This window comes from Streptomyces sp. NPDC048481 (assembly GCF_043200075.1).
Lineage (GTDB): Bacteria > Actinomycetota > Actinomycetes > Streptomycetales > Streptomycetaceae > Streptomyces.
Genome location: NZ_JBICXC010000001.1, coordinates 390,251 through 416,802, shown reverse-complemented (window position 1 = coordinate 416,802; position 26,552 = coordinate 390,251). Strand labels below are relative to the sequence as shown.

At 72.9% G+C, this 26,552-nt stretch carries 23 protein-coding genes; 14 read left to right on the top strand and 9 right to left on the bottom strand.

The annotated features are described in order from the left end of the window. Nucleotides 1–187: 187 nt before the first annotated feature. Nucleotides 188–1,249: a hypothetical protein gene (locus ACGFSH_RS01755; RefSeq protein WP_393343923.1), complete on the top strand. Its 1,062-nt coding sequence runs from the start codon at nucleotides 188–190 to the stop codon at nucleotides 1,247–1,249. Nucleotides 1,250–1,413: 164 nt separating this feature from the next. Here the strand turns inward: ACGFSH_RS01755 and ACGFSH_RS01750 are convergent, their stop codons facing one another. After that, nucleotides 1,414–1,875, bottom strand: a complete 462-nt coding sequence (locus ACGFSH_RS01750; RefSeq protein WP_393343921.1) for an NUDIX hydrolase — start codon at nucleotides 1,873–1,875, stop codon at nucleotides 1,414–1,416. 109 nt (nucleotides 1,876–1,984) lie between these two features. Here ACGFSH_RS01750 and ACGFSH_RS01745 point away from each other — a divergent pair, with 109 nt between their 5' ends. Together ACGFSH_RS01745 and ACGFSH_RS01740 are read left to right on the top strand one after the other, a co-directional pair. Continuing rightward, nucleotides 1,985–2,548: a CGNR zinc finger domain-containing protein gene (locus ACGFSH_RS01745; RefSeq protein ID WP_393343919.1), complete on the top strand. Its 564-nt coding sequence runs from the start codon at nucleotides 1,985–1,987 to the stop codon at nucleotides 2,546–2,548. 315 nt (nucleotides 2,549–2,863) lie between these two features. Beyond that, a complete protein-coding gene (locus tag ACGFSH_RS01740) occupies nucleotides 2,864–6,178 on the top strand; it encodes a S8 family serine peptidase (RefSeq protein ID WP_393343917.1) in 3,315 nt (1,104 codons plus the stop codon). 99 nt (nucleotides 6,179–6,277) lie between these two features. Here ACGFSH_RS01740 and ACGFSH_RS01735 read toward each other — a convergent pair whose 3' ends face one another. Together ACGFSH_RS01735 and ACGFSH_RS01730 are read right to left on the bottom strand one after the other, a co-directional pair. Next, entirely contained in the window at nucleotides 6,278–7,030 is a 753-nt protein-coding gene (locus ACGFSH_RS01735; RefSeq protein WP_393343915.1) for a hypothetical protein, read from the bottom strand. Nucleotide 7,031: 1 nt separating this feature from the next. Beyond that, nucleotides 7,032–7,571, bottom strand: a complete 540-nt coding sequence (locus ACGFSH_RS01730) for an RNA polymerase sigma factor (protein ID WP_393343913.1) — start codon at nucleotides 7,569–7,571, stop codon at nucleotides 7,032–7,034. Between the two features lie 338 nt (nucleotides 7,572–7,909). Here ACGFSH_RS01730 and ACGFSH_RS01725 point away from each other — a divergent pair, with 338 nt between their 5' ends. After that, nucleotides 7,910–8,926, top strand: coding sequence for an aspartate-semialdehyde dehydrogenase (locus ACGFSH_RS01725; protein WP_393343911.1), 1,017 nt, complete (start codon nucleotides 7,910–7,912; stop codon nucleotides 8,924–8,926). A 124-nt stretch (nucleotides 8,927–9,050) separates the two neighbouring features. Here ACGFSH_RS01725 and ACGFSH_RS01720 read toward each other — a convergent pair whose 3' ends face one another. After that, nucleotides 9,051–9,557: a DUF1203 domain-containing protein gene (locus ACGFSH_RS01720; RefSeq protein WP_393343909.1), complete on the bottom strand. Its 507-nt coding sequence runs from the start codon at nucleotides 9,555–9,557 to the stop codon at nucleotides 9,051–9,053. Between the two features lie 203 nt (nucleotides 9,558–9,760). Here ACGFSH_RS01720 and pepN point away from each other — a divergent pair, with 203 nt between their 5' ends. Next, on the top strand, nucleotides 9,761–12,328 hold the full coding sequence (gene pepN, locus ACGFSH_RS01715; protein ID WP_393343907.1) for an aminopeptidase N: 2,568 nt from the start codon (nucleotides 9,761–9,763) through the stop codon (nucleotides 12,326–12,328). A 92-nt stretch (nucleotides 12,329–12,420) separates the two neighbouring features. Here the strand turns inward: pepN and ACGFSH_RS01710 are convergent, their stop codons facing one another. Further along, nucleotides 12,421–13,449 (bottom strand): EamA family transporter, encoded by a 1,029-nt coding sequence (locus tag ACGFSH_RS01710; RefSeq protein WP_393343905.1) that lies wholly within the window; start codon nucleotides 13,447–13,449, stop codon nucleotides 12,421–12,423. Between the two features lie 78 nt (nucleotides 13,450–13,527). Here ACGFSH_RS01710 and ACGFSH_RS01705 point away from each other — a divergent pair, with 78 nt between their 5' ends. After that, nucleotides 13,528–14,049: a MarR family winged helix-turn-helix transcriptional regulator gene (locus ACGFSH_RS01705; RefSeq protein WP_393343903.1), complete on the top strand. Its 522-nt coding sequence runs from the start codon at nucleotides 13,528–13,530 to the stop codon at nucleotides 14,047–14,049. 213 nt (nucleotides 14,050–14,262) lie between these two features. Here the strand turns inward: ACGFSH_RS01705 and ACGFSH_RS01700 are convergent, their stop codons facing one another. From ACGFSH_RS01700 to ACGFSH_RS01690, 3 genes are all read right to left on the bottom strand, one after another. Beyond that, nucleotides 14,263–14,532 carry a hypothetical protein gene (locus tag ACGFSH_RS01700; RefSeq protein ID WP_256920173.1) on the bottom strand — a complete coding sequence of 90 codons (270 nt, stop codon included), beginning with the start codon at nucleotides 14,530–14,532 and terminating at the stop codon, nucleotides 14,263–14,265. Nucleotides 14,533–14,615: 83 nt separating this feature from the next. Next, a complete protein-coding gene (gene malQ, locus ACGFSH_RS01695; protein ID WP_393343901.1) occupies nucleotides 14,616–16,739 on the bottom strand; it encodes a 4-alpha-glucanotransferase in 2,124 nt (707 codons plus the stop codon). After that, nucleotides 16,740–16,976, bottom strand: a complete 237-nt coding sequence (locus ACGFSH_RS01690) for a hypothetical protein (RefSeq protein WP_393343899.1) — start codon at nucleotides 16,974–16,976, stop codon at nucleotides 16,740–16,742. Between the two features lie 165 nt (nucleotides 16,977–17,141). Between ACGFSH_RS01690 and ACGFSH_RS01685 the strand changes: the two genes are divergently transcribed. Beyond that, a complete protein-coding gene (locus tag ACGFSH_RS01685) occupies nucleotides 17,142–17,411 on the top strand; it encodes a hypothetical protein (protein ID WP_393343897.1) in 270 nt (89 codons plus the stop codon). Nucleotides 17,412–17,588: 177 nt separating this feature from the next. On the opposite strand, the gene ACGFSH_RS01680 is transcribed toward ACGFSH_RS01685, so the two are convergent. Beyond that, a complete protein-coding gene (locus ACGFSH_RS01680) occupies nucleotides 17,589–18,125 on the bottom strand; it encodes an HNH endonuclease (RefSeq protein WP_108999468.1) in 537 nt (178 codons plus the stop codon). Between the two features lie 323 nt (nucleotides 18,126–18,448). Here ACGFSH_RS01680 and ACGFSH_RS01675 point away from each other — a divergent pair, with 323 nt between their 5' ends. From ACGFSH_RS01675 to ACGFSH_RS01645, 7 genes are all read left to right on the top strand, one after another. Further along, nucleotides 18,449–19,555: a mechanosensitive ion channel family protein gene (locus ACGFSH_RS01675; protein ID WP_393343895.1), complete on the top strand. Its 1,107-nt coding sequence runs from the start codon at nucleotides 18,449–18,451 to the stop codon at nucleotides 19,553–19,555. Between the two features lie 211 nt (nucleotides 19,556–19,766). Beyond that, nucleotides 19,767–20,978, top strand: a complete 1,212-nt coding sequence (locus ACGFSH_RS01670) for an ROK family protein (RefSeq protein WP_393343893.1) — start codon at nucleotides 19,767–19,769, stop codon at nucleotides 20,976–20,978. A 124-nt stretch (nucleotides 20,979–21,102) separates the two neighbouring features. Then, complete coding sequence (locus tag ACGFSH_RS01665; RefSeq protein WP_393343891.1) at nucleotides 21,103–22,452, top strand: ABC transporter substrate-binding protein; 1,350 nt, start codon at nucleotides 21,103–21,105, stop codon at nucleotides 22,450–22,452. Between the two features lie 2 nt (nucleotides 22,453–22,454). Then, the gene (locus ACGFSH_RS01660; RefSeq protein WP_393343889.1) at nucleotides 22,455–23,399 is read left to right on the top strand and encodes a carbohydrate ABC transporter permease; all 945 of its coding nucleotides are present in this window, start codon (nucleotides 22,455–22,457) and stop codon (nucleotides 23,397–23,399) included. A 4-nt stretch (nucleotides 23,400–23,403) separates the two neighbouring features. After that, nucleotides 23,404–24,297: a carbohydrate ABC transporter permease gene (locus tag ACGFSH_RS01655; RefSeq protein WP_393343887.1), complete on the top strand. Its 894-nt coding sequence runs from the start codon at nucleotides 23,404–23,406 to the stop codon at nucleotides 24,295–24,297. A gap of 6 nt (nucleotides 24,298–24,303) precedes the next feature. Further along, nucleotides 24,304–25,569, top strand: coding sequence for a 6-phospho-beta-glucosidase (locus ACGFSH_RS01650; RefSeq protein ID WP_393343885.1), 1,266 nt, complete (start codon nucleotides 24,304–24,306; stop codon nucleotides 25,567–25,569). Continuing rightward, the gene (locus ACGFSH_RS01645; RefSeq protein WP_393343883.1) at nucleotides 25,560–26,531 is read left to right on the top strand and encodes an N-acetylglucosamine kinase; all 972 of its coding nucleotides are present in this window, start codon (nucleotides 25,560–25,562) and stop codon (nucleotides 26,529–26,531) included. The genes ACGFSH_RS01650 and ACGFSH_RS01645 overlap by 10 nt, the downstream gene beginning before the upstream one ends. Nucleotides 26,532–26,552: the final 21 nt, after the last annotated feature.

The window sequence follows — 26,552 nt, the reverse complement described above, 5'->3', positions numbered from 1 at the left end:
CGCACGGTCACCGTTACGGAATTCAGGCAATCGGACCCGTAACCCCTGGACACCCCGAGCGGGACCAGGGGTTTTCGGCCCCTACTCGGCATCCGAACACCCGTCCTTTAGGACGAGCTTGTCCGGATTTGTCGACGGGCGTGTAACAGCGGTTAGAGGGCCCGTCCGGCGCGGAATCCCCCTGTGCATGAACCACAACACCCCGCTCCCCCAGGTTCCCCCGGCGTCCCCCCGCTCCGTCCGCCACCTGTCCGAGGTCCAGCGCCGCGTCATGACGGCGGCCCAGCTGCGCGTCCAGGGCGTCGCGCCCGCCGAGGCGAACGAGCAGTGCCGCCCCGGCGGGCCCTGGCAGCAGATCCTCCCGGGCGTGTACCTGCTCCACCCCGGCCCGCCGACCAGCGAGGAGCGACTGCACGCCGTGCTGGCCTACGCCGGCCGCGACACCTCGGCGCCGACCGGGGTGCCCGCCCAGCCGGGCTGCGGGGAGCCGCACCGGCCGGTCTACAAGGAGGCCATGATCACGGGCCTCGCGGCGCTGAACCTGCACGGCCTGTCGTGCGCTCCCCCGCTGCCGTCCCTGGAGCACATCGACGTCCTGGTGCCGCGGCTGCGCCGGCTGCGCTCCACGGGCTTCGCGCACGTCGTGCGCACCTCCACGCTGCCGGCTCCCGGGCAGGCGACCGGCGTCGCCGTGGCGCCGGTGCCGCGCGCGCTGGCCGACGCGGTGGCCCAGCTGACGGACGCCGGGGTGGTGCGTCGCCTGCTGTCGGAGGCGGTGCGCGGCGGCCACTGCGAACCCGCCGCGATCGTCCGGGAGTTGAACGAGGCCAAGCTGCTGAGCCGGCCGCACGTGGTGGACGCCGTGGACTCGCTGCTCGCCGAGGGCCGCGCGATCGCGGAGGAGCGCCTGTACACGATGGTGTGCGAGCACGGCCTGCCCGACCCGGTGTGGAACGTGGACCTGCGTCTGCCGGGCGGCCCGCACCTCGGCGGGCTGGACGCCTACTGGCCGGAGCACGCGGTCGCCGTCGAACTGGACACCCGGGCCCCGCGCCAGGACGAGGACGCGCTGTGGTCCGAGTACGCCCGCAAGCGCGAGCACCTGGAACGGCTGGGCATCACGGTCGTGTACATCACGCCCGGGAAGCTGCGGGACGCGATGGAGCAGCAGGCGGCGGTGGTCCGCACCGCGCTGATGGCGTCGGGCGACCGGGACCCGGCCGCGTACGTCGTGGTGCTGCCTCGCTAGTGACGGACCGGGGCGTCGCCAGGAGGGGCATGAGAAGGGGCCGTCGGGGAGGAAACCGGCGGCCCCTCCTCATGCGCCGGCCGCACGCAGCGGGCAGCCGGTGCCCGCGCCTGGATGGCGTACGCGGTGGCGCACGGCGGGGCGTTCGTGGCGGGGCGGCGGCCTCAGTGCCCGGGCGGGTGCGTCCGGCCGTCCACCGGCCGCTCGCGCCACAGGCCGAGCCCGACGTCGACCAGGCGCACCCGGGTGAGCCCCGCGACCGCGTCCAGGTCGTGCCAGGCGGCGAGGTCCGTGGAGCCGTTCACCTCGTTGCGCAGCTCGCCGCCGGCCACCCGGGCCTCGTAGACGACGCGGACGCCGTGGTGGTCCACCGGGCCGCGCAGACCCCCGCGGCCGAGGACGCGGCGGGAGGAGTCGATGCCGAGCAGGCCGGTCACCTCGACGCGGTACCCGGTCTCCTCCTCCAGTTCCCGGACGACCGTGTCGAGCGGGTCCTCCCCGTGCTCCATCCCGCCGCCCGGCAGCACCCACTCGTGCGAGCCGCCGGGAGCCGGCGAACGGGCGAGCAGAACACGGTCGTCACGGACGCAGACGGCGTAGGCCGCCACTCTCAGGGTCTGGCGCATGAGGGGACGCTAGCCGCCCGGCCCGCGCCCGGCAGGCGGTTTTTCGGCACATCGCAACCGGTCACGTACCCTTGAAGGGTTAGATCGAGGGTCGGACGAAGGAGAGCCCATGCCTGGCGCGCCCGCTGCCCGCCGTCCCGTCCCGCGCCCGCCGGACCCCCGCCCGCTCACCGGCGAGCCGCTCGCCCTCGACCTGCTCAACACCCGCTGGACGCAGGACGGCGCCGTGCGGGACCTGCTGGCGGACGCGGACGGACCCGCGGTGTGGCTCGCGGCGAACGGGCTGGATGAGCGGTTCACCGCCGACCCGACGACCCTGCGGCGCCTCCTCGACGCCCGCGACGCGATCGGGGCCGCCGTGGACGGGGCCGGGCCGGAGCCTTTGGACGCCGTCCTCGAACACGGCCGCATCCGGCCCACCCTCACCGGCGAAGGCCCCGGCGAGCGGGCCGAGTTCGCGGACGGGACGTGGGGACCGGCCTGGCTCGCCGCCCGCGACTACCTGAGGCTGCTCTCCCTCGCCCCGGACCGGATCCGCGGCTGCGCCCACGACGCCTGCACCCTGCACTTCTTCGACACCTCGCGCAACGGCGCCCGCCGGTGGTGCTCCATGGCGACCTGCGGCAACCGCGCCAAGGCCTCCCGGCACCACGCCCGCTCGAAGGACGCCTGACGCCCGGGGGCCGACGGCGAGAGCGACCGGCCTGCGCGGCGGCCGCCCCGACGCCGCCGCGCGCACCCGGCGGACGGGCGGCGGACGGACAGCCGGCGGACGGGCGGCGGACGGACAGCCGGCGGACAGTCCGCGCACAGCGGGCTCGTAGAGGGTTTTCCCCATACATCCATATCGTTTCGGTCAACTCTCCCCAAACAGCTGCCCCTTAGGTAAAGCTTTGCGGTCATCCGGGATCGCGTTCCGGACGGTCGTGATCAGGCAGGAACGGTCTCGATCACGTGCCGCTCGTTCCTTTACCTACAAGGGATGCCGATGACCCTCACCCCCCAGCGTGCACCGATATCGGGCACCAGACGCGTGGCCCGCATAGCCGTGGCCGCCGGCCTGGTGGCCGCACTGTCCGCGGCCGGGCCGATACCCCTGGCCTTCTCCGCCGACTCCGGACCGGCTCCGGGAACCTCCGACCCGGGCGCGAAGTCCGCACCCGTCAAGCTCGGTTCCGACGACGCCGCCCTCCTCGCCGAGGCCAAGGCCTCCGGCGCCAAGAACGTCACGCTGATGGTCGCCACCGCCCCCGGCCGGACCGAGCAGGTCGCCGAGGAGCTGGACGCGGTCAAGGGCGGCTCGGTGGGCCAGTCCTACGACAAGCTCGGCTACGTCCGCGCCACCGTCCCGACGGGCAAGGCCGAGTCCGCGATCGCCGCGGCCGCCAAGCTGTCCTCGGTGCACGCCATCGACCTGCGGCAGGACATCGTCCTCGACGACCCGGCCCCCGACGCGGACGCCGCCGGGCACACCCGGTCCGCCGGGAAGGCGAAGACCTACCCCGCGCCGAACCGCAACACCCCCGCCGAGAACCCGTACAACCCGTCCTTCGAGACGGGCGCCGTCGACTTCGTGAAGAAGAACCCGAAGGCGGACGGCCGCGGCGTCACCATCGGCATCCTCGACTCCGGCGTGGACCTGGCGCACCCCGCGCTGCAGAAGACCACCACCGGCGAGCGCAAGATCGTCGACTGGGTGACCGCCACCGACCCGATCCTCGACAGCGACGCCTCCTGGCGCCCGATGACGACCTCGGTGTCCGGCCCCGGCTTCACCTACGGCGGCCGCACCTGGACCGCGAAGCCCGGCTCGTACCAGGTCAACCTGTTCCGCGAGTCCGCCACCGCCGGCGGCGACGCCAAGGGCGACGTCAACCGCGACGGCGACACCACCGACGCGTGGGGCGTCCTGTACGACGCGGCCGCCGGCACCGTCACCGTCGACGTGAACAACAACGGCGACTTCGGCGACGACACCGCGATGAAGCCGTACAAGGACGGTTACCAGATCGGGTACTTCGGCACCGACGACCCGAAGACCGACGTGGCCGAGCGCCAGCCGTTCGTCGTGCAGATCCGCAAGGACGTGCCGATGGACCCGTTCGGCGGCGACTGGGTCGGCAAGAAGGCCGACTTCGCCAACATCGGTCTCATCGCCAGCGAGCACGGCACGCACGTCGCCGGCATCACCGCCGCGCACGGCCTGTTCGGCGGCCGGATGAACGGCGCCGCCCCCGGCGCGAAGATCGTCTCCTCCCGTGCCTGCGTCTTCGGCCCGGGCTGCACCAACGTCGCCCTCACCGAGGGCATGATCGACCTGGTCGTCAACCGCGGCGTCGACATCGTCAACATGTCGATCGGCGGTCTGCCGGGCCTCAACGACGGCAACAACGCGCGCGCCGAGCTGTACACGCGCCTCATCGACACCTACGGGGTCCAGCTCGTCATCTCCGCGGGCAACGAGGGCCCCGGCGCGAACACCATCGGCGACCCCGGTCTGGCCGACAAGGTGATCTCGGTCGGCGCGGCCATCTCCAAGGAGACCTGGGCCGCCAACTACGGCTCCCAGGTGACGAAGAAGTACGCGCTGCTGCCCTTCTCCTCGCGCGGCCCGCGTGAGGACGGCGGCTTCACGCCGACCCTGGTCGCCCCCGGCGCCGCGATCAACACCACGCAGACCTGGCTGCCGGGCTCCCCGGTCGCCGACGCGGGCTACACCCTGCCGGCCGGCTACTCCATGCTCCAGGGCACCTCGATGGCCTCGCCGCAGGCCGCGGGCGCCTCGGCGCTGCTGATCTCGGCAGCCAAGCAGCACAAGGTCGCGCTCACCCCGGCGGTCCTGCGCACCGCGCTGACCTCGACCGCGGACCACATCAAGGGTCTGCAGGCCTACGAGGAGGGTGCGGGCGCCATCGACATCGTCGGCGCCTGGAAGTCCATCCGGCACGGCGCCACGGCGCACGACTACACCGTCAAGGCCCCGGTCGACACCGCGCTCGACCAGGCCCTGAAGACGCCGGGCTTCGGCACCGGGATCTACGACCGCGAGAGTGGTCTGAAGGCCGGGCAGAAGAAGACGTACGACGTCACCGTCACCCGCACCTCCGGCCCCGACAAGGCGGTCCGCCACGAGCTGGAGCTGGAGAACAACGCGGCCGGCACCTTCCGGATCCTCGGCGACGACGAGGTGAAGCTGCCGCTGAACAAGCCGGTGACCGTCCGGATCCAGGCCAGGCCGAAGGCCGCGGGCATCGCGAGCGCCATCCTCACGGTCGACGACCCCAAGACCGAGGGCGTCGACAAGCAGATCCTCAACACGGTGGTCGTCTCGACGCCGGTGAAGCACACGTTCTCGGTGTCGAACACCGTGCAGCGCAACAGCTTCCAGTCCTACTTCCTGACCGTGCCCGAGGGCGCCAAGGCGTTCGAGGTCGCGATCGGCGGGCTGAAGGACAAGAGCCAGACCCGGTTCATCTCGATCCACCCCTACGGCGTCGCGGTCGAGGACAGCTCCACGATCTACTGCTACAGCAACTACCCGGACACCAACGGCTGCCGGCCCGACGCCCGTTCGTACCAGAACCCGCAGGCCGGGGTCTGGGAGATCGAGGTCGAGTCGCGCCGCACGTCGCCGCTGCTCGACAACCCGTACAAGCTGGAGGCCACCGTCTACGGCGCGGCCTTCGCCCCGGAGAACGTGACCGTGCCCGAGGCGAAGGTCGGCGTCCCGGCCGCCGCCTCCTGGACGGTGACGAACAAGTTCGCCGCCTTCGACGGCAAGCTGGCCGGCGGCCCGCTCGGCTCGTCCAAGAAGGACCGCCCGACCATCGCCAACGGCACCACCCGGACCACCACGGTCGAGGTCCCGGCCGGCGCGAAGTCGCTCGACGTCTCCATCGGCAACGTCTCCGACGCCTCCGCCGACCTCGACCTGACGGTCTACGACGCGTCGGGCAAGAAGGTCGCGCAGCAGGCCGACGGTGACTCGGAGGAGGCGGTCTCCATCCCGTCGCCCGCCGCCGGCACGTACACCGTCGAGGTCGCGGGCTACTCGGTCCCGGCCGGCACGACCACGTACGACTACGTGGACGCGTTCCTGTCGTCCGCTCTCGGCACGGTCTCGGTCGACGGCTCCGCGCCGGTGAAGCTGGCCACGGGCGCCTCGACGGCGGTCTCCGCCACCGTCACCGCCGCGGCCACCGCCCCGGCGGGCCGGGTCCTGTTCGGCCAGGTCCAGCTGGTCAACGCGCGGGGCACCGTCGCGGGCGCCGGCAACGTGACGATCGAGAAGGTCGCTCCGTAACACCCGCAACATCCGCACCACCTGCAACACCGCAACACCTGAAGCACCTGGGCACGAAGGGGGCGGGCGTCCGTACGGGCGCCCGCCCCTGGCCGTCGCCTATCCGCAGACGGCGGCCGGCCCGGACAGGGCCAGGGCCAGGGCCCGGCGTCGCGGGGCGATGTCGGGCTCGCCGACGACCCACACGTCGGAGACGCCGGCCCCCCGCCCGAGGGCGACCAGCACGTGGTCGCCGGGGTTCAGCGGCGTCCCCGCGTCCGGCTCCCTGTCCACGCCGACCTCGGGCGCAATCCGCGCGGGCCGGTAGGCGTGGGTGACGCGCACGCTGACGCGTTCGCGGTTCGTGCCGGGCAGCGGGCGCACGCCCGTCACGTCGCCCTCGACGACGAGCCGGGTGCAGGCCAGGTAGCCGGGATCGGCCAGGAGCCCGCCCGCGTCCTCGGACGCCTTCCCCCCGGCCTCCCCGCGGCCGGCGTCGCTCGCGGCGCTTCTGCTGTCCGCGCCGTCGGCGGCCCCCGGCCCGGTCCGCACGAGCACCCAGCCGGTCCCGAGGACCAGCGCCCCCGCGACGGCCGCCCCGACGGCCCCCAGGAGCAGGGGACGCAGCCGGCGCGGGGCGCGCGTCCGGCGGACGGGCGCCGGCGACGGCCGTGCCGCGCCCTCCTGCACCGGACGCGTCAGCGCGTCGGCGAGGACGCCGAGCTGCTCCCGCAGCAGCGCCACGTCGGCGACCGCCGAGCGGTGTTCCGCCATGAAGGCGGCGTCCGCACGGGCCTCGTCCGGCAGCGGCTCCCCGGTGATCGCCGCCGTCAGCGCGTCGGGCCCGCCACGGGCCTCGTGTTCCGCGGTCACGTCAGACCACCTCGTCCTCGTGCAGGCGGGCGCGCAGGGCCCGGACCGCCGTGTGCAGGCGGCTCTTGACCGTGCCCTCCGGGACGCCCAGCTCCCGGGCGATGGAGCGCACCGGCAGATCGGCGTAGAAGCGCAGGACGACGACCTGCCGCTGGGCGTCCGGCAGGTCCTCCAGGCCGCGCGCGACGGCCAGGGACAGGACGCTGTCGTCCTCGCCGGAAGCGTGCTCGTGCCCGCGCAGGGAGGCCAGCCGCTCCCCCAAACGCTCCTGCCTGCGCCGGGCCCGGTGCCAGTCCATGGCGAGGTTGGAGGCCACGACCGCCGCCCAGGCGGAGACGTCGCGCGGCGCCGCGTGTCCCTTCGCCGCACGCTCCAGCAGCCGCAGGCGGACCTGCTGTACCCCGTCCGGCAGGTCCGCCTGCGGCACGCCGCCCAGCGCGAGCACCGCCCGCACCCGGCGTTCCTGCGCCGGGTCCAGCGGGTCGTCGCCGGGCCCGGCCGCGTCGTCCCCCTGGACCCGGCGGGTGATTCTGCGCAGCACGCGCACCCCTCCCTCGCCGCGTTTCTCCTACGACGCCGCCGCGCCCGGAAACGTTCGCCTCCGGCGCGGGCGATTTCGGAGCGGGCCGCGGAGGCGTACGTCACACCGGCGCCCGCGGCGGCACAGCTTGCGGCCGGCGGCCGCGCCGGAGGGAAACCCTCCAGCTCAGCGGGGGTACGGGAGCGATTTCCGCAACCGCCGGCCACCGGGGGGCGTCCCAGTCCTCGGGCATGGCGGGCAAAGAATTGGACAGGTAGGCCGGTGTCGGCCGCATGATGGAAAAGCCACGGCCAGGCAATGCGTACGCAGCGAGACAGAACGAGACAAAGGGAGTCGCCGTGAGGGTCGGAATCGTCGGAGCCACCGGTCAGGTCGGCACGGTCATGCGCAGCATCCTCAAGGAGCGGAACTTCCCGGTCACGGAGCTGCGCCTGTTCGCCTCGGCCCGCTCGGCGGGGACGGTCCTGGACGGCGTGACGGTGGAGGACGCGGCGACGGCCGACTACACCGGTCTCGACATCGTGCTGTTCTCCGCGGGCGGGGCGACGTCGAAGGCGCTCGCGGAGAAGGTGGCCTCGCAGGGCGCGGTCGTGATCGACAACTCCTCGGCCTGGCGCAAGGACCCGCAGGTGCCCCTCGTGGTCTCCGAGGTGAACCCGCACGCGATCGTGGACCGCCCCAAGGGCATCATCGCCAACCCGAACTGCACCACGATGGCGGCTATGCCGGTGCTGAAGCCGCTGCACGAGGAGGCGGGGCTGGAGGCGCTGATCGTCGCCACCTACCAGGCGGTGTCCGGCTCGGGCGTCGCGGGCGTGGCGGAGCTGCACGGGCAGGCGCAGAAGGTCGTGGCGGACGCGGACCGGCTCACCCACGACGGCGCGGCGGTCGACTTCCCCGAGCCGCAGGTCTACCGGCGCCCCATCGCCTTCAACGTGGTCCCGCTCGCGGGCTCGATCGTCGACGACGGCCTGCACGAGACCGACGAGGAGCAGAAGCTCCGCAACGAGTCCCGCAAGATCCTGGAGATCCCGGAGCTGAAGGTCTCCGGCACGTGCGTGCGCGTCCCGGTCTTCTCCGGCCACTCCCTCCAGGTCAACGCCCGGTTCGCGCGCCCGCTGACGGTGGAGCGCGCCACGGAGCTGCTGGCCGGCGCGCCGGGCGTCGCCCTCTCCGACATCCCCACCCCGCTCCAGGCGGCCGGTCAGGACCCCTCGTACGTGGGCCGCATCCGGCAGGACGAGACCGTGGAGCACGGCCTCGCCCTGTTCGTCTCCAACGACAACCTGCGCAAGGGCGCGGCGCTGAACGCGGTGCAGATCGCGGAGCTGGTGGCGGCGGAGCTGAAGGACTGAGGCACGGCGTCCCCGGAGGGGGGCGGGCGTCCGCACGGACGCCCGCCCCCCTCCGTCGTCCCCGCCCGGCCCCCCGTCCCCGGCCGCTCCCCCGCGCCGTCCCGGCCCGTGGCGGGCCGGGGCGTCAGCGCGGGCGCACCTCGTAGAGGAAGCAGCCGTACTCGACGGCCCGTACGTGGACGAGCGCGACCTCCGGGTCCGTGAACGCCTCGGCGAAGGCCGCGGGGAACCCGTCCGGATCCTCGACGAGCCGGCCGCCCAGGATGCGGCCGTCGTGGGAGTAGCGGCGGACGGTGCGGTGGCTGTCCGTGAACGGCAGGGCGTCCCCGGCCGGGCCGGGGCACGCGCGCGCGTGGAGGAAGACGGGGCCCTGTTCGTCGTACGGTCCCGGGTCGGCGCCGGTCCCGGCCGCCCAGCGTCGCAGGGGCGCGTAGGAGACCAGGACGACCGACTCGCCGGGCTCGCTGCGGCGCAGGCAGCAGCGCAGCGGGGCGCCGCCCTCCTCGTCGGTCACGGGGACGGCCGGGCGGCCCGCGTCGTCCGCGGCGCGCAGTTCGTCGAGGACGCCGGGCGGGATCGGGACCGGCCGTGCGGTGCGGACGCCGGGGCGGGTGGCTGTCGGAGTCGTCATGCGTCCAGCGTCCCGCCCGCCGCGCGGCGGAACCGGCGGGATCCGGACGTCGTGGTCGGGCCCGCCGCCGGCGCGGCGCGGCCGCCGGAAGCCTGCGGGCGGGCTCCCGTGAGGCGGTCCGGGAGGCGCGGGGAACGTCGTCGCCCCGGGCGGCCCCCTCGTGGAAGGATGGCGCAACCGACACATATCGAGGAGATGACCGCGTGCCTGGCACAAACCTGACTCGCGAAGAGGCGCAGCAGCGGGCGAAGCTGCTCACCGTTGACTCGTACGAGATCGATCTCGACCTGTCCGGGGCGCAGGAGGGCGGCACCTACCGGTCCGTGACCACGGTGCGCTTCGACGTCGCCGGCACGGGCGCGGAGTCCTTCATCGACCTGGTGGCCCCGACCGTCCACGAAGTGACCCTCAACGGGGACGCGCTGGACCCGGCCGAGGTGTTCGAGGACTCCCGGATCGCGCTTCCCGGGCTCCTGGAGGGCCGCAACGTCCTGCGGGTGGTGGCGGACTGCGCCTACACCAACACCGGCGAGGGCCTGCACCGCTTCGTCGACCCGGTCGACGAGCAGGCCTACCTGTACACGCAGTTCGAGGTCCCGGACGCCCGTCGCGTCTTCGCGTCCTTCGAGCAGCCGGACCTGAAGGCCACCTTCCAGTTCACCGTGAAGGCGCCGTCCGGCTGGACCGTCGTCTCCAACTCCCCGACGCCGGAGCCCGAGGACGACGTCTGGGTCTTCGAGCCGACGCCGCGGATCTCCAGCTACATCACCGCGCTCGTCGTCGGCCCGTACCACAGCGTGCACAGCGTGTACGAGAAGGACGGCCAGTCGGTGCCGCTCGGCATCTACTGCCGGCCGTCCCTCGCCGAGTTCCTGGACTCGGACGCGATCTTCGAGGTCACCCGGCAGGGCTTCGACTGGTTCCAGGAGAAGTTCGACTACGCGTACCCGTTCAAGAAGTACGACCAGCTCTTCGTGCCCGAGTTCAACGCGGGCGCGATGGAGAACGCGGGCGCGGTCACCATCCGCGACCAGTACGTCTTCCGGTCCAAGGTGACCGACGCGGCGTACGAGGTGCGTGCGGAGACGATCCTGCACGAGCTGGCCCACATGTGGTTCGGCGACCTGGTCACCATGGAGTGGTGGAACGACCTGTGGCTGAACGAGTCGTTCGCCACCTACACCTCGATCGCCTGCCAGGCCTACGCGCCGGACTCGCGCTGGCCCCACTCGTGGACCACGTTCGCCAACTCCATGAAGACGTGGGCCTACCGGCAGGACCAGCTGCCCTCCACGCACCCGATCATGGCCGAGATCGGCGACCTGGACGACGTCCTCGTCAACTTCGACGGCATCACGTACGCCAAGGGCGCGTCCGTCCTGAAGCAGCTCGTGGCGTACGTCGGCATGAACGAGTTCTTCTCGGGCGTGCAGACGTACTTCAAGCGTCACGCGTTCGGCAACACCCGGCTGTCGGACCTGCTCGGGGCGCTGGAGGAGACCTCCGGCCGCGACCTGGGCACCTGGTCGCAGAAGTGGCTTCAGACCGCAGGCATCAACGTGCTGCGCCCCGAGATCGAGACGGACGCCGACGGCGTCGTCACGTCGTTCGCCATCCGCCAGGAGGCCCCGGCGCTCCCGGCGGGAGCGAAGGGCGAGCCGACGCTGCGCCCGCACCGCATCGCGGTCGGCCTCTACGGGCTGGACGGCACGAGCGGCAAGCTGCTGCGCGACGAGCGCGTCGAGCTGGACATCGACGGCGAGCTGACCCCCGTGGCGCAGCTGGTCGGCAAGCGCCGTCCGGACGTCGTCCTGCTCAACGACGACGACCTGTCGTACGCCAAGGTCCGCCTGGACGAGCAGTCGCTCGCGTTCGTCACCGAGCACCTCGGCGACTTCGAGTCGTCCCTGCCGCGCGCCCTGTGCTGGGCGTCGGCCTGGGACATGACCCGGGACGGCGAACTGCCCACCCGCGACTACCTGTCCCTGGTGCTGTCCGGTATCGGCAAGGAGTCCGACATCGGCGTGGTCCAGTCGCTGCACCGCCAGGTCAAGCTCGCCATCGACCTGTACGCCGACCCGGCCGCCCGCGAGAACCTGCTGACCCGCTGGACGGACGCCACGCTCGCCCATCTGCGCTCCGCGGAGGCGGGCAGCGACCACCAGCTCGCGTGGGCGCGGGCGTTCGCGGCGACGGCGCGCACGCCGGACCAGATCGACCTGCTGGAGTCGCTGCTGGACGGCGGGCAGACCATCGAGGGCCTGGCCGTGGACACCGAGCTGCGCTGGGCGTTCGTCCAGCGGCTGGTGGCGGTGGGGCAGTTCGACGAGTCCGACATCGCCGCCGAGCTGGAGCGGGACAAGACGGCGGCGGGCGAGCGGCACGCCGCGAGCGCGCGGGCGGCGCGTCCGACGCCGGAGGCCAAGGCGGAGGCGTGGGCGTCGGTCGTGGAGTCCGACAAGCTGCCCAACGCCCTCCAGGAGGCCGTCATCGGCGGTTTCGTGCAGACCGACCAGCGTGAGCTGCTCGCGCCGTACACGGAGAAGTACTTCGAGGTCGTCAAGGACATCTGGGACTCCCGTTCGCACGAGATCGCCCAGCAGATCGCGATCGGCCTCTACCCCGCGGTCCAGGTCTCGCGGGAGACGCTGGACAGGACGGACGCCTGGCTGGCCTCGGCCGAGCCGAACGCGGCCCTGCGCCGCCTCGTCTCCGAGTCCCGCTCGGGCGTGGAGCGCGCGCTGAGGGCCCAGGCGGCCGACGCGAGCTAGTCCGCCCGCACGGCTCACCCGTACGGCGGTCAGGGCGCCCGGTGTCACACCGGGCGCCCTTCGCATGCCCCGCCCCTGCGGCACGGCTCGCGTCACGCACTCCGCTCGGCGGCGGTCCGGGGGCCGGGAGCCGGGGCGGGCGCGGTCGCCGGGGGCGTCCTGAGCGAGGTGTCCGCCGTGTCCGCCGTGAGTCGTCCGGCACGCGACCCGCCGCCGGCCCCGGACCGGCCCTTCCCGGACCGGTCCGTCGCGAGGCCTGCGGCGCCGGGCCGGCCCGCGCCGAGCTGGCCGGCGACCGTCGCGCCGAACGCCAGCGCCATCCCCGCCAGCTGGACCGGCGTCAGCGCCTGGCCCAGCGCGGCCCAGCCCACGACGGCGGCCGTCAGCGGGGAGAGCGGGGCGAGGAAGGTGACCTGGGTCGCGCTGAGGCGGCCGATGCCACGGAACCAGAGCCAGTAGGAGACGGCCGTGTTGGCGAGCGCGAGGTAGAGGTAGCCGCCGACGGCCCGGCCGTCGAGAGCGGGCGGTGCGCCCTCGACGAGGAAGGCGAGCGGAGCGATCAGCAGGCCGCCCGCGGTGAGCTGCCAGCCCGCCAGGGCGAGCGGCCCCACGCCCTGCGGACGGCCCCACTTCTTCGTCAGGACCGTGCCCGTCGACATCGAGGCCGTGGAGGCGACCGCGGCGAGCACGCCCAGCAGGTCGAGCGCCCCGGCCGCCTTCAGCACGACGAGGCTGACGCCGAACGCGGCCACGGCCCCGGTGACGAGGTTGCGGGCGGTGGGCCGCTGCCCCAGCAGCAGCGCGGAGAGACCGACGACGAACAGCGGCCCGACCGAGCCGACGACGGCCGCCATGCCGCCGGGCAGCCGGTAGGCGGAGAGGAAGAGCAGGGGGAAGAAGGCGCCGATGTTCAGCGCGCCGAGTATCGCGGCCTTCCCCCACCAGAGGCCTCGCGGCAGGACCCGGCCCAGGGCGAGGAGCAGCAGCCCGGCGGGCAGGGCCCGCATCACAGCGGTGAACAGGGGCCGGTCCGCGGGGAGGAACTCGGTGGTCACGGCGTAGGTGGTGCCCCAGGAGACCGGGGCGAGGGCGGTGAGGAGGACGATCGCCGACTTCTTCATGGGAATAGCTTAGCGCCAAGCTACTTACCGTCAAGCCACTTTCTTGCGCGCGACCGGAACGCCTTGGATACTCGGTGCATGAGCAGTCAGCAGCCGCCGCGCAAGGACCCGGTCGACGCGATCGTCGAGCAGTGGGCGACGGTCCGCCCCGACCTCGACACCGCCGCCATGGAGATCTTCGGCCGGATCTCCCGGCTCACGCGCGCGATGGGCGACCGGATGGACAAGGCGTACGGGGCGCTGGGCATCGCCCGCGGGGAGTTCGACGTCCTGGCGACGCTGCGCCGCTCCGGTGAGCCCTACACCCTCTCGCCGCGCGGGCTGTCGGCGACGCTCATGCTCACCACGGGCGGGATGACCGGCCGGCTCGACAAACTGGAGCGGGCCGGCCTGCTGCGCCGCTTCCCGGACCCGCACGACCGCCGCGGGCTCCAGGTGACGCTGACGGAGAAGGGGCTGGAACTGGTCGACCGCGCGGTGGGCGCGGGACTGGACGTCCAGACGAAGGCCCTGAACGCGGCCCTGAACGCCGAACAGGCCGACCGGCTGGCCGACCTGTTGCGAGAACTGCTGCTGGCCACGGAGACGCCCGGCGGCTGACCGGCCGGCGCGCGGGGACGGCCGCCCCTCGCCCGCCCCCCGCTTCTCGACGGGGCGGCCGCACGGGTGGCCGCACGGGTGGCCGCACGGGACGGCCTTCCCCCACTGGGGCCGGCCGTCATAGCGGCGTCATCACATGGTGACGGCCCACGGCACGGCGTCCTTCGACGACGCCGCCCCGTGGGCCGGAAAACTCTCGGGCCGGGGCTGGGCCTAGGCCTTGCCCTTGACCGCGATGTTGGAGCTGGTGGAGTCGGCGCGGTCCTTGGACCGGTCGAGGACCCAGACCAGGCCCGCGATCAGCGCGAACAGCGCCAGCGGGGCCAGGACGTACAGACCCAGCGTCTCGATGACGCTCAGTCCCGGGCCGGGGTCGTCGCCGTCGTCGCGGGTCAGCGCGAGGGCGGGGGACGACATGAGCAGCATCATGAGCGTCGTACCGGCAGCCAGGGCGCCGGCGCGCAGGGCGTTCTTCTTGTCCACGGTGCAAAGTTAGCGAACGGCGTCGGGGAGCGCGCGTCCGGGGTGCCGTATGAGGCGCGGGGCGCCCGGGTCCCTCCCCGCGCTCACTCGGCCCCGTCCCCGTGAGGGCCGTCCGGGGAGGGGGCGGGCCGCTCCCTCAGGACGTCCATCAGGGCGTGCAGTCGCGGCGAGGCGGCCAGCTGCTCCAGGGTGACCGGGCGGCCCTGCGCGTCCGCGACCGGCAGCCGCCAGTTCGGGTACTGGTCCCAGGTGCCGGGCAGGTTCTGCGGGCGGCGGTCGCCCACGCCGTCCGGGAGCCACACGCCGATCATGCGGGCGGGGGTGCGCAGCAGGAAGCGGTGCACGGCCTGCACCTCGGCCTCCTCCGAGGAGAGGTCCCCGCCCCCGCCGGCGCCCGCCAGCAGCCCGAGCCTGCTGAGCAGGGCCAGCCATTCCGCCGCGTCGTCGGCGGCCTCCGCGCGCTCCTCCTCCAGCGGCCGGGTCAGCAGGCCGAGCCGGTCGCGCAGCTCGACGTGCTCGCCGGTGAGGCGGGCGGCGGTGGACGGCAGGTCGTGGGTGGTGGCGGTGGCCAGGCAGTCGGCGCGCCAGCGGTCGGGCGGCAGCGGACGTCCGTCGCCCTCCCAGTCGCGCTCGAACCACAGGACGGACGTGCCGAGCACACCGCGCTCGCGCAGCGCCTCGCGCACGCCCGGCTCGACGGTGCCGAGGTCCTCGCCGATCACCAGCGCGCCGGCCCTGGAGGCCTCCAGCACCAGAACGGCGAGCATGGCCTCCGCGTCGTAGCGCACGTACGCGCCCTGCGTCGGCGGCTCGCCCTGCGGCACCCACCACAGCCGGAACAGGCCCATCACATGGTCGATGCGCAGGGCGCCCGCGTAGCGGAACAGCGCCCGCAGCAGCCGCCGGTAGGGCGCGTAGCCGGAGGCGGCCAGCCGGTCCGGGCGCCACGGCGGCAGACCCCAGTCCTGGCCGCGGGCGTTGAAGGCGTCCGGCGGGGCGCCGACCGACATCCCGGCGGCGAAGAACTCCTGCTGCGCCCAGGCGTCCGCGCCCTCGGGGTGCACGCCGACCGCCAGGTCGTGCACGATCCCGACGGGCATGCCCGCCTCCCGCGCGGCGCGCTGGGCGGCGGTGAGCTGGGAATCGGTGAGCCAGGCCAGACGGGTGTGGAGGTCCACACGGTCCATCAGCTCCTCGCGCGCGCGGGCGGTCCCGGCCGAGCGCGGGTCGCGCAGTTCGGCCGGCCACTGCTGCCAGCGGGAACCGTGCACCTCGGCGAGCGCGCACCAGGTGGCGTGGTCCTCCAGGGCCTGGCCCTGCTCGGCGAGGAAGTCGCAGTAGGCGGCATGCCGGCCGGGTCCGAGCGGCACTCGGGCGACCAGCTCCAGGGCCTCCCGTTTGAGCGCCCACACGGCGTCCCGGTCGATCAGCCCGCCCTCGTCCAGGACGGCCTCGCGCAGCCGTCCGGCGCGTTCCGGCAGCGCGGCGCGCACCGTGTCGTCGCGTACGTAGGCGTATTCGGGGACGTCCTCGACGCGCAGGTGCACGGGGTCGGGGAAGCGGCGGGAGGAGGGCCGGTAGGGGGAGGGGTCGGTGGGGGTTCCGGGCACGGCCGCGTGCAACGGGTTGACCTGGACGAACCCGGCTCCGAGCACCCGCCCCGCCCAGGCGGCCAGTTCGCCGAGGTCACCGAGGTCGCCCATGCCCCAGGAGCGGCTCGACAGCAGCGAGTACAGCTGGACGAGCAGCCCGTACGACCGGCCCGCGGGGGCGGGCAGCCGGGGCGGCGCGACGACGAGGTGGGCGCTGCCGGAGCGCCCGTCGGGTGTGACGGCCGTCAGCCGGTGCACTCCGGGGGGAAGTCCGGCGAGGCAGGCGTGGGCGTCGTCGAACTCGTGGCTGTCGCCGTGTTCCGTCTCGACGCGCAGCCGGCTGCCCTCGGGGAGTGCGGCGAGCGCCTCCACCCGGTCGCCGGTCCAGCAGACCACGGTCGGCGGCAGCAGCCGCTCGCGCAGTTCGCGCTCCCGGGCGGCGAGCGCGGCGCGCACGGCCGCCGGGGAGGCCGCGTCGACGCCCAGCGCGGCCAGGACGCGGACGACGGCGACGGCCGGCGCCGTGACCGTGCGGTCCGGGGAGGGCTGGTAGGAGGTCGCCACGCCGTGCAGCGCGGCGAGCCGGGCGAGCTCCTCTCCGGGGGGTTCGGTCATCTACGGCCTCGTGGAGTCGGGGTCCGCGGCGAGCGGAGGTTCGCTGGTCAGGGGCTCGGCGCCGGGCAGCGGCGGTTCGCTGGTCAGCGGGGGCTGTGCGCGGTTCCCCTCGGCGCCGAAGGCGCACGGATGGGGATCGGCGAGGTCGGCGGCGGTGGGGGCGGAAGTCTCCGCCGGGCGTTTGGATCGGGCCGGCGCGATCACGGGGGCCTCCTCATCGGAAACGACATCGGACACCGCAGCCCTACCCAGCCGGCGCGAGGACAGACGTCCCCCTCGCATCCCAACCTGCCACAACCCTTCCCGGTCCGCTCACAGGCACACGGGCCCGGAAACGCCGCCGCCGCGTGAACCGGTCGGCCGGGCCCGGCCGATAGAAGAGGTGTGAGACTGTTCCGCCCCGTGAGGGGCCACCGGGAGGGCGACACGGACGCGGCGCTGCTGCGGGCGGTGGTGGGCGCGCGGCTGAGCCGGCTGCCCGTGTTCTGCTACGTCGGCGCGGTCCATCTCGCGTCGAGCGGGGTGCACGGGTGGGGGGGGGTCACGGTGTGGGCGTGGCCGACGCGGCCCGGGCAGGAGGCGGGGGCGTGGCCGGCGGCGGGCGCCGTGTTCGTGCTGGGCACGGCGCTGCACGTGATCCGCGGCTCCCGGCCGGAGGGCGTGCGCGCCTGAACGGCCGCGGGGGCGGGCACGGCCGGGTTCCGGCGCGGGGTGCGGCGTCCCGCGGGGCTTTCGGACGCGGCCGGGCGTCCCCGTGCCGAAGGGCCCCGCGTCCCGGCCTGTCGTCGGCGTCCGCGCGTACGACAGGCTGCGGGCGCCACGGGGCATGAAGAAGCCCGGAGCGGCCGGCTATGCGGAGATGCCGTCGATCCGGGCCAGGGCGTCGTCCGCGCCGTACGGTTGGAGGTACGGCAGCCAGCACGGGTCCCTGTGGCCCGTGCCGATGATGCGCCAGGCCAGGCCCGAAGGGGGAGCGGGTTTGTGGCGCAGCCGCCAGCCGATCTCGACGAGGTGGCGGTCGGCCTTGACATGGTTGCAGCGACGGCAGGACGCGACGACGTTGTCCCACACGTGTTTGCCCCCGCGGCTGCGCGGGATGACGTGGTCGACGCTGGTGGCGACGCCACCGCAGTACATGCACCGGCCCCCGTCCCGCGCGAAGAGCGCTCGACGGGTCAGGGGGACAGGCCCACGGTAGGGAACGCGGACGAACCGCTTGAGCCGGACCACGCTGGGTGCGGGGACTGTGACGGTCGCGCTGTGCATGAAGGCGCCGGATTCCTCCAGGGAGACGGCCTTGTTCTCCAGGACGAGGATGAGCGCGCGGCGGAGCGGTACGACGCCGAGCGGCTCGTACGACGCGTTGAGGACCAGGACATGCGGCACGGATGCCTCCTTGGGCGTCGGCGGCGCGTGGCTCGCGCCGGGACGATCTGCAGTCAGTCTCCCCTCTTGCCTGGTGGACGCGCCACCATGTCCCGGTAACGGGCTGGGAGTGTTTTCGACCACACGCTGTTCCTCCCCGGGATCACGGCCTGTTCACGCGCAGGTGAGGACCGTCTCTCCTTTCCGGATCGCGCCGAACCCCACCCGATGCCCCGTTAGTGTGGTGGTCATGCCTGTCCGGTGACCTTTCCGTGACCTCGCAGTGCGCGTCGACGACGACCGCCGCGCCGGACGGAGCAGCGCAGCACGTGGAGGTACCTGCCTTGTCCTTGTCCGCCGTCCTGTCGGCCGCCGGAGCGTCGCCCACGCCGACTCCCTCGGAGTCGCCGAGCGCGGTGACCGTCCCGTCCCTCCAGGACGCCCAGGAGAGCGCGACGAACGCGGCCAGCTGGGTCGAGCAGAACTGGTCGACGTGGTTGGCGATCGGTCTGCGCGTCCTGCTGATCCTGGTGATCGCGGTGGTGCTGAGAGTGGTGGTGCAGCGGTCGATCACCAAGCTGATCGACCGGATGACCCGCACTGTCGCCTCGGTGGACGGCACGGCGCTGGGCGGGCTGCTGGTCAACAACGAGCGGCGCCGGCAGCGCTCGCAGGCGATCGGGTCGGTGCTGCGCTCGGTGGCGAGCTTCCTGATCCTGGGCACGGCCGCGCTGATGGTGCTGGGCACCTTCGAGATCAATCTCGCCCCGCTGCTGGCCTCCGCGGGCGTCGCGGGCGTGGCGATCGGTTTCGGTGCCCGCAACCTGGTCACGGACTTCCTCTCCGGCGTGTTCATGATCCTGGAGGACCAGTACGGCGTCGGCGACCAGATCGACGCGGGCGTGGCCACCGGCGAGGTCATCGAGGTGGGGCTGCGCGTGACGAAGCTGCGCGGGGGCAACGGCGAGATCTGGTACGTCCGCAACGGCGAGGTGAAGCGGATCGGCAACCTGTCGCAGGGCTGGGCGACGGCCGGCGTCGACGTGACCGTCAAGGCGTCCGAGGACCTCGACCGGGTGAAGGCGACGCTGGACGAGGTCGCCGAGAAGATGAGCAAGGAGGAGCCCTGGAACGAGCTCCTGTGGAGCCCGATCGAGGTGCTCGGCCTGGACAGCGTCCTGCTCGACTCGATGGTCGTGCGGATCTCGGCGAAGACGATGCCGGGCAAGTCCCTGGCGGTCGAGCGGGAGCTGCGCTGGCGCGTCAAGCGCGCCTTCGACGAGGCCGACATCCGCATCGTGGGCGGCGCGACCGCCCCGGTGACGGAGGACCCGGCCGATCCGGCGGCGGCCGTGGCGGCGCCGTCCGCCTTCGCCAACGCGGACTCGCCGCAGGTGGCGGCGACGACGCCGATCGTGCAGCCGCGGGGGACGACGCCCGCGGCCAAGTAGGCCGTCCGGCCTCCCCGCGCTCGACCGAGGCGCCTCCGGGTAACGACTCCGTTGCCTCGGGGGCGTTTTGTCGTGTCGCGCCTTGACGCCCGCTTCACCCCGGGCTTACGTTCCCTTCCACCGATAGGAAACTTTCCTAACAGTGCCGGATATGGACGCGCGTCCGGCGGCACTGAGAAGCTGTGCAGTCGAGAAAGGCAGGTGTCGATCCATGGCAGGAACCGCCGGCACGCCGGGCACCCCGCGCGTCCTGCGCGCCATGAACGACCGGGCGGCCCTCGACCTGCTCCTGACGCACGGCCCCCTGTCCCGCACCCGCATCGGCAAGCTCACCGGCCTGTCCAAGCCCACCGCCTCGCAGCTCCTGGCCCGCCTGGAGGCCGCCGGACTGGTGCTGGCCACCGGCACCACCGCGGGGCGCCCCGGCCCCAACGCGCAGCTGTACGAGGTCAATCCGGCCGCCGCCCACGCCGCGGGGCTCGACGTCACCCCCGAACGCGTTCTCGCCGCCGTCGCCGACGTCACCGGCCGGACCGTGGGCACGCACGAGGTGCCCACACCCGGCAGGAAGACCGCCGGCGCGGTCGTACGGCAGGTCACCGACGCGCTCGACGGCGCGGTGAAGGCGGCCGGCCTCACCCGGGCCGACGTCCGCCGGCTCGTCGTCGCCACCCCCGGCGCCTTCGACCCCACCACCGGACGCCTGCGCTACGCCTCCCACCTGCCCGGCTGGCACTCCCCCGCGCTGCTCGACGATCTCGCCGCGGCCCTGCCGATGCCGGTCGAGTACGAGAACGACGTCAACCTCGCCGCCGTCGCCGAGCAGCGCCTGGGCGCGGCGCGCGGCCACGAGGACTTCGTCCTGCTGTGGAACGAGGGCGGTCTCGGCGCCGCCCTCGTCCTGGGCGGCCGGCTGCACCGCGGCTGGACCGGCGGTGCCGGAGAGGTCGGCTTCCTGCCGGTCCCCGGCGCACCCCTGGTCCGTCAGGTGACCAAGGCCAACAGCGGCGGCTTCCAGGAGCTGGCGGGCTCCCAGGCCGTGCCCCGGCTGGCCCGGGAGCTCGGGATCGGCGACATCCCGTCCGGGCCGTACGCCGACGCCGCCGCCGCGCTCGTCGAGCGGGCCGCCGCCGAGGACACCCCCGCGCACCGGCAACTGCTCCAGACGTACGCGACCCGGCTCGCGACCGGTCTCGCCTCGCTCGTCTCCGTACTCGACCCCGAACTCGTCGTCCTGAGCGGCGCCTCCCTGACCGCCGGCGGCGAGGTGCTGCGCGCCCTCGTCCAGGACGAGCTGGAGGAACTGGCCGCGTCCCGGCCGAAGCTGGTCATGGGCGACGTCACCGAACGGCCCGTGCTGCGCGGCGCGCTGGAGAGCGCGCTGGCGGCCACCCGCGACGAGGTCTTCGACACCTCGCGCTAGCCGAACACCACCCCCCTCCCGCGACCCCCGGCCCCTCACCCCACCCCGCTCCGCCCGCTTCACCGCACCGCACCTCGTCTCACCGCATTCCCCTCACCCTGCCCTGTCCCTGGAAGGCTCCGCCATGCCCACACGCATATCCGAAGTCGTCCGAAAGGCGGCTTTTGCCCTCACCGCCTCCACGGCCCTCCTGCTCAGCACGACCGCCTGTACCGGCCAGTCCGCGACCGGCTCCGACGACGACGCGTCGAAGGAGACGACCCTCACCTTCTGGCACGCCTGGAGCGCGCCGAACGAGGTGAAGGCCGTGAAGTCCCTGATCGCGGGCTTCGAGAGGGCGCACCCCAACATCCACGTGAACGTCGTCGGCAACATGACCGACGACAAGATCAACCAGGCGCTGCGCGCGGGCGGCACCAAGGCGCCCGACGTCATCTCGTCGTTCACCACCAACAACGTCGGCAAGTTCTGCTCGTCGGGCGCCCTCGTCGACCTCAACCCCTTCTTCGAGAAGGCGAAGATCGACCCGTCCACGACCTTCCCCAAGGCCATGAACGAGTACACCCGGTTCGACGGCAACCGCTGCGCCGTCCCGCTGCTCGGCGACGCGTACGGCCTCTACTACAACAAGACGGCGTTCGAGAAGGCGGGCATCACCGCGCCCCCCAAGACCTGGTCCGAGTTCGAGGCCGACGCCAAGAAGCTGACGATCACCCAGGGGAACACGTTCAAGCAGCTCGGCTTCATGCCGGACTACCACGGCTGGGAGACGACCACCGAGCACTACCTCGGCCAGTTCTCCCCGACGTACTTCGACACCGCCGGCAAGTCGACCATCGCCACCGACCCGGCCGTCGCCTCCGCCTTCACCCTCCAGAAGAAGCTCGTCGACGACCTCGGCGGCTTCAGGAAGCTGGAGACCTTCCGCTCCACGCTCGGCGACGAGTGGGGCCCCAAGCACCCCTTCCAGACCGGTCAGGTCGCCATGCAGCTCGACGGCGAATGGCGGCTGGGCATGGCGCTCGAGGCCAAGCCGGACTTCGAGATCGGCGTCGCCCCGCTGCCCGTCGCGGACGACCAGGTGGCCCAGTACGGCAAGGGGTACATCACCGGCACCATCGCCGGTATCGCCGCCACCAGCAAGAAGCAGAACGCGGCCTGGGAGCTGGTGAAGTACATGACCACCGACACGGGCGCGGTCGTCGCCTTCTCCAACGCCATCCACAACGTGCCGTCCACGCTGGCCGCGCTGAAGTCCCCGGACCTGAAGTACGACCCGCGGTTCAAGACGTTCCTGGACATCGCCGCGAACCCGAACTCGACCACCTCCCCCGCGTCGATCAACGGCGGCGTCTACCTCACCACCGTGCAGCAGCTCGGCTACGACTACGAGAGCGGCAAGGTGACCGACCTGAAGGCCGGCCTGAAGAAGGCGGCGGCGCAGATCGACACGGACATCGCGCAGGCGAAGTAGCGATGGCGGCCACGCACACCCTGAGGGCGAAGCACCTGCGCTCGGCACTGCGCACCCTCGCCTTCCTCTCGCCCTGGCTGATCGGTTTCGCGGTCTTCTTCGCGTACCCGATGATCTCGACGGTCTACTTCTCGTTCATGCACTACGACGGCTTCAAGCCGCCGACGTGGAGCGGCACGAAGAACTGGACGTACGTCTTCGAGCACTACCCCTTCTTCTGGCCAGCCCTGCGCAACACGCTCTGGCTCGTCGTGATCATGGTGACCCTGCGGGTCCTGTTCGGACTCGGCATCGGCATGCTCATCACGAAGATCAAGACCGGTACGGGTGTCTTCCGCACCCTCTTCTACCTGCCCTATCTCGCCCCGCCGGTGGCGGCCACCATGGCCTTCGCCTTCCTCCTCAACCCCGGCACCGGCCCGGTCAACTCCCTGCTGGAGAAGCTCGGCATCCCGGCGCCGGGCTGGTTCAACGACCCGAACTGGTCCAAGCCCGCCCTCACCCTGATGTTCCTGTGGGGGGTCGGCGACCTGATGGTCATCTTCATGGCCGCGCTGCTCGACGTTCCGAAGGAGCAGTACGAGGCCGCAGAACTGGACGGCGCCTCGGCGTGGCAGCGGTTCCGGTTCGTCACCCTGCCCAACATCTCGCCGATCATCATGTTCGCGGTCGTCACCGGCGTGATCGCGGCGATGCAGTGCTACACACAGCCGCTGGTGGCCGGAAAGGTCGCCTCGGGCGTGATCCAGGGCGCGGGCACCATGTTCGAGCCCGGCTACCCCGAGCACTCCACGCTCACCCTTCCCCAGCTCGTCTACAACCTCGGCTTCCAGCGCTTCGACTACGGCTCGGCCTGTGTCGTGGCCCTGGTCCTGTTCGCCCTGTCGATGGCGTTCACCGCGCTGTTGATGCGGCGCCGGGGCGGTCTCATCCAGGCAGGTGACTGACCCGATGACCCAAGTACTGGACCGTCCGGCGGAGTTGGGGACCCCCTCCTCTCCCGCCGAGCGCACCGCCCGCCGCCAGGCCCTGCTGGAATGGATCGCGGTCCACTCCCTCGGCGTGGCCGCGGCCCTCTTCTTCACCCTCCCCTTCGTGTTCGTGTTCCTGACGTCCCTGATGAGCGACTCCCAGGCGCTCAGCCGGGACCTGGTCCCGCACACCTGGGAGTGGGCCAACTACAAGAAGGTCTTCGACACCCCGGGCTTCCTCACCTGGTGGCGGAACACGCTGATCTACGCCGGCCTGGGCACGGTCCTCACCGTCGTCTCGTCCGTCCCGGTGGCGTACGCGCTGGCCAAGTTCCGCTTCCGGGGCCGGAATCTGACGCTCATGCTGGTGATCTCGATGATGATGCTGCCCCCGCAGGTGGTCGTCATCCCGATGTACCTGTTCTGGGCGAAGCAGCTGGACCTGTCGGGCACTCTGTGGCCGCTGATCATCCCGCTGGCGTTCGGCGACGCGTTCTCGATCTTCCTGCTGCGCCAGTTCCTGCTGACCATCCCCAACGAATACCTGGACGCGGCGAAGGTGGACGGCTGCGGCGACCTGCGCACCCTCCTGAAGGTCGTGCTGCCGATGGCGAAGCCCGGCATCGCCGCCGTCGCCCTCTTCCAGTTCTTCGCCGCCTGGAACGACTACTTCGGCCCGCAGATCTACGCCTCCGAAAATCCGAACGCGTGGACCCTCTCCTACGCCCTGGAGTCGTTCAAGGGCGCGCACCACACCGACTGGAACCTCACCATGGCGGCCACCGTGCTGGTCATGGCCCCCGTGATCCTCGTGTTCTTCTTCGCCCAGAAGGCGTTCGTCGAAGGTGTCACCCTCACCGGAGTAAAGGGTTAACAAGCCATGAAACTCACCGTGGTCGGCGGCGGCTCGACCTACACACCCGAACTCGTCGACGGCTTCGCCCGCCTGCGGGACACCCTCCCCGTGGAGGAACTCGTCCTCGTCGACCCGGCGGCCGACCGCCTGGAACTCGTCGGGGGCCTGGCCCGCCGGATCTTCGCCCGGCAGGACCATCCGGGCCGCGTCGTGACGACGTCCGACCTGGACGCGGCCGTCGAGGGCGCCGACGCCGTGCTGCTCCAGCTCCGTGTCGGCGGCCAGGCGGCCCGCGAGCAGGACGAAACATGGCCGCTGGAGTGCGGCTGTGTGGGACAGGAGACGACGGGAGCCGGCGGCCTCGCGAAGGCGCTGCGGACCGTCCCGGTGGTCCTGGACATCGCCGAACGCGTCCGGCGGGCCAACCCGCACGCCTGGATCATCGACTTCACCAACCCGGTCGGCATCGTCACCCGCGCGCTGCTCCAGGCCGGACACCGGGCGGTCGGCCTGTGCAACGTGGCGATCGGCCTGCAACGCAAGTTCGCGGCCCTGCTCGACGTGGCGCCCGCCGAACTGCACCTCGACCACGTGGGCCTCAACCACCTCACCTGGGAGACCGGGGTACGGCTGCACGGCCCCGAGGGCGAGGACGTCCTGCCGCGCCTGCTGGCCCGCCACGGCGACGCGATCGCCGCCGACCTGCGGCTGCCCCCCGCCCTGCTGGACCGGCTGGGCGTCATCCCCTCGTACTACCTGCGCTACTACTACGCGCACGACGAGGTCGTCCGGGAACTGCGCACCAAGCCGTCGCGCGCGGCGGAGGTGGCGGCGATGGAGAAGGAGCTGCTGTCGCTGTACGCCGACCCGGCCCTGGACGAGAAGCCGGAGCTGCTGGCGAAGCGCGGCGGGGCCTTCTACTCGGAGGCCGCGGTGGACCTGGCGGCGGCGCTGCTCACCGGTTCGGGCAGCCCCTACCAGGTGGTGAACACCCGCAACGACGGCACGCTGCCCTTCCTCCCGGACGACGCGGTGATCGAGGTCCAGGCGGCGGTGGGCCCCAAGGGTCCGTCCCCGCTCCCGGTGCCGCCCGTCGACCCGCTCTGCGCGGGCCTGATGGCGAACGTGACGGCGTACGAGGACCTGGCCCTGCGAGCGGCCCTGCACGGCGGCCGCGACCGGGTCTTCAAGGCCCTGCTGTCGCACCCCCTGATCGGCCAGTACGAGTACGCCGAGCAGCTGACCGACCGACTGGTCGCACACAACCGGGAGCATCTCGCGTGGGCCTGACGGCAAGCGTTCTCGCCATCGACGCGGGCAACAGCAAGACCGACGTCGCGGTCGTGGCGGCCGACGGGGAGGTGCTCGCCACGGCCCGCGGCGGCGGTTTCCGACCACCCGCGGTGGGCGTGGCGGCGGCCGTGGACGACCTCGCGGACACCGTCACGCGCGCGTACGAGGCCGCCGGCGTTCCCTCCGCGACCCATGTGTCGGCCTGCCTCGCCAACGCGGATCTGCCGGTGGAGGAGGCGCAGTTGGCGGCGGCCCTGCACGCGCGCGCGTGGGGCGGGTCGGTGGACGTCCGCAACGACACTTTCGCGATCCTGCGGGCGGGCGTGGCCGAACCGCGGGGGGTGGCCGTGGTGTGCGGCGCCGGCATCAACTGCGTGGGCATGCGCCCCGACGGCCGCACGGCCCGCTTCCCGGCCCTCGGCCGGCTCTCCGGGGACTGGGGCGGCGGCTGGGGGCTGGCCGAGGAGGCCCTGTGGCACGCGGCGCGGGCGGCGGACGGCAGAGGAGGACCGACGGACCTCACCCGCACCCTTCCCGCCCACTTCGGCCTGCCGACGGTGTACGCGTTGATCGAGGCCCTGCACCTGGAGCGCGTCCCGCCGTCGCGCCGCCACGAACTGGCCCCGGTCCTCTTCGCGACGGCGTCGCGGGGCGACGCGGTGGCGCGCGCGGTCGTGGACCGTCTGGCGGAGGAGGTGGCGACGATGGCGACGGTGGCGCTGACCCGCCTGGAACTGCTGGAGGAGGAGACGCCGGTGCTGCTGGGCGGCGGAGTCCTCACGGCGGGCCACGCCCAACTGGACGACCGGGTGCGCGAACTGCTGGCGGCCAAGGCTCCTAAGGCGGTGCCCCGCGTGGTCCGCGCCCGGCCGGTGCTCGGGGCGGCGCTGCTGGGTCTGGACCACGTGGGCGCGCCGGCCCGGGCACAGCGCACCACCCGGGCCTTCTTCGAGGCCTGAGCGCGCGGCGCCCGGCGCCGC

Excerpts from the sequence above, each read along its gene's own strand:
- ACGFSH_RS01755 (WP_393343923.1), top strand. The coding sequence starts at position 188 with ATGAACCACAACACCCCGCTCCCCCAGGTTCCCCCGGCGTCCCCCCGC.
- ACGFSH_RS01750 (WP_393343921.1), bottom strand. The coding sequence starts at position 1,875 with ATGCGCCAGACCCTGAGAGTGGCGGCCTACGCCGTCTGCGTCCGTGAC.
- ACGFSH_RS01745 (WP_393343919.1), top strand. The coding sequence starts at position 1,985 with ATGCCTGGCGCGCCCGCTGCCCGCCGTCCCGTCCCGCGCCCGCCGGAC.
- ACGFSH_RS01740 (WP_393343917.1), top strand. The coding sequence starts at position 2,864 with ATGACCCTCACCCCCCAGCGTGCACCGATATCGGGCACCAGACGCGTG.
- ACGFSH_RS01720 (WP_393343909.1), bottom strand. The coding sequence starts at position 9,557 with ATGACGACTCCGACAGCCACCCGCCCCGGCGTCCGCACCGCACGGCCG.
- ACGFSH_RS01710 (WP_393343905.1), bottom strand. The coding sequence starts at position 13,449 with ATGAAGAAGTCGGCGATCGTCCTCCTCACCGCCCTCGCCCCGGTCTCC.
- ACGFSH_RS01705 (WP_393343903.1), top strand. The coding sequence starts at position 13,528 with ATGAGCAGTCAGCAGCCGCCGCGCAAGGACCCGGTCGACGCGATCGTC.
- malQ (WP_393343901.1), bottom strand. The coding sequence starts at position 16,739 with ATGACCGAACCCCCCGGAGAGGAGCTCGCCCGGCTCGCCGCGCTGCAC.
- ACGFSH_RS01670 (WP_393343893.1), top strand. The coding sequence starts at position 19,767 with ATGGCAGGAACCGCCGGCACGCCGGGCACCCCGCGCGTCCTGCGCGCC.
- ACGFSH_RS01665 (WP_393343891.1), top strand. The coding sequence starts at position 21,103 with ATGCCCACACGCATATCCGAAGTCGTCCGAAAGGCGGCTTTTGCCCTC.
- ACGFSH_RS01660 (WP_393343889.1), top strand. The coding sequence starts at position 22,455 with ATGGCGGCCACGCACACCCTGAGGGCGAAGCACCTGCGCTCGGCACTG.
- ACGFSH_RS01655 (WP_393343887.1), top strand. The coding sequence starts at position 23,404 with ATGACCCAAGTACTGGACCGTCCGGCGGAGTTGGGGACCCCCTCCTCT.
- ACGFSH_RS01650 (WP_393343885.1), top strand. The coding sequence starts at position 24,304 with ATGAAACTCACCGTGGTCGGCGGCGGCTCGACCTACACACCCGAACTC.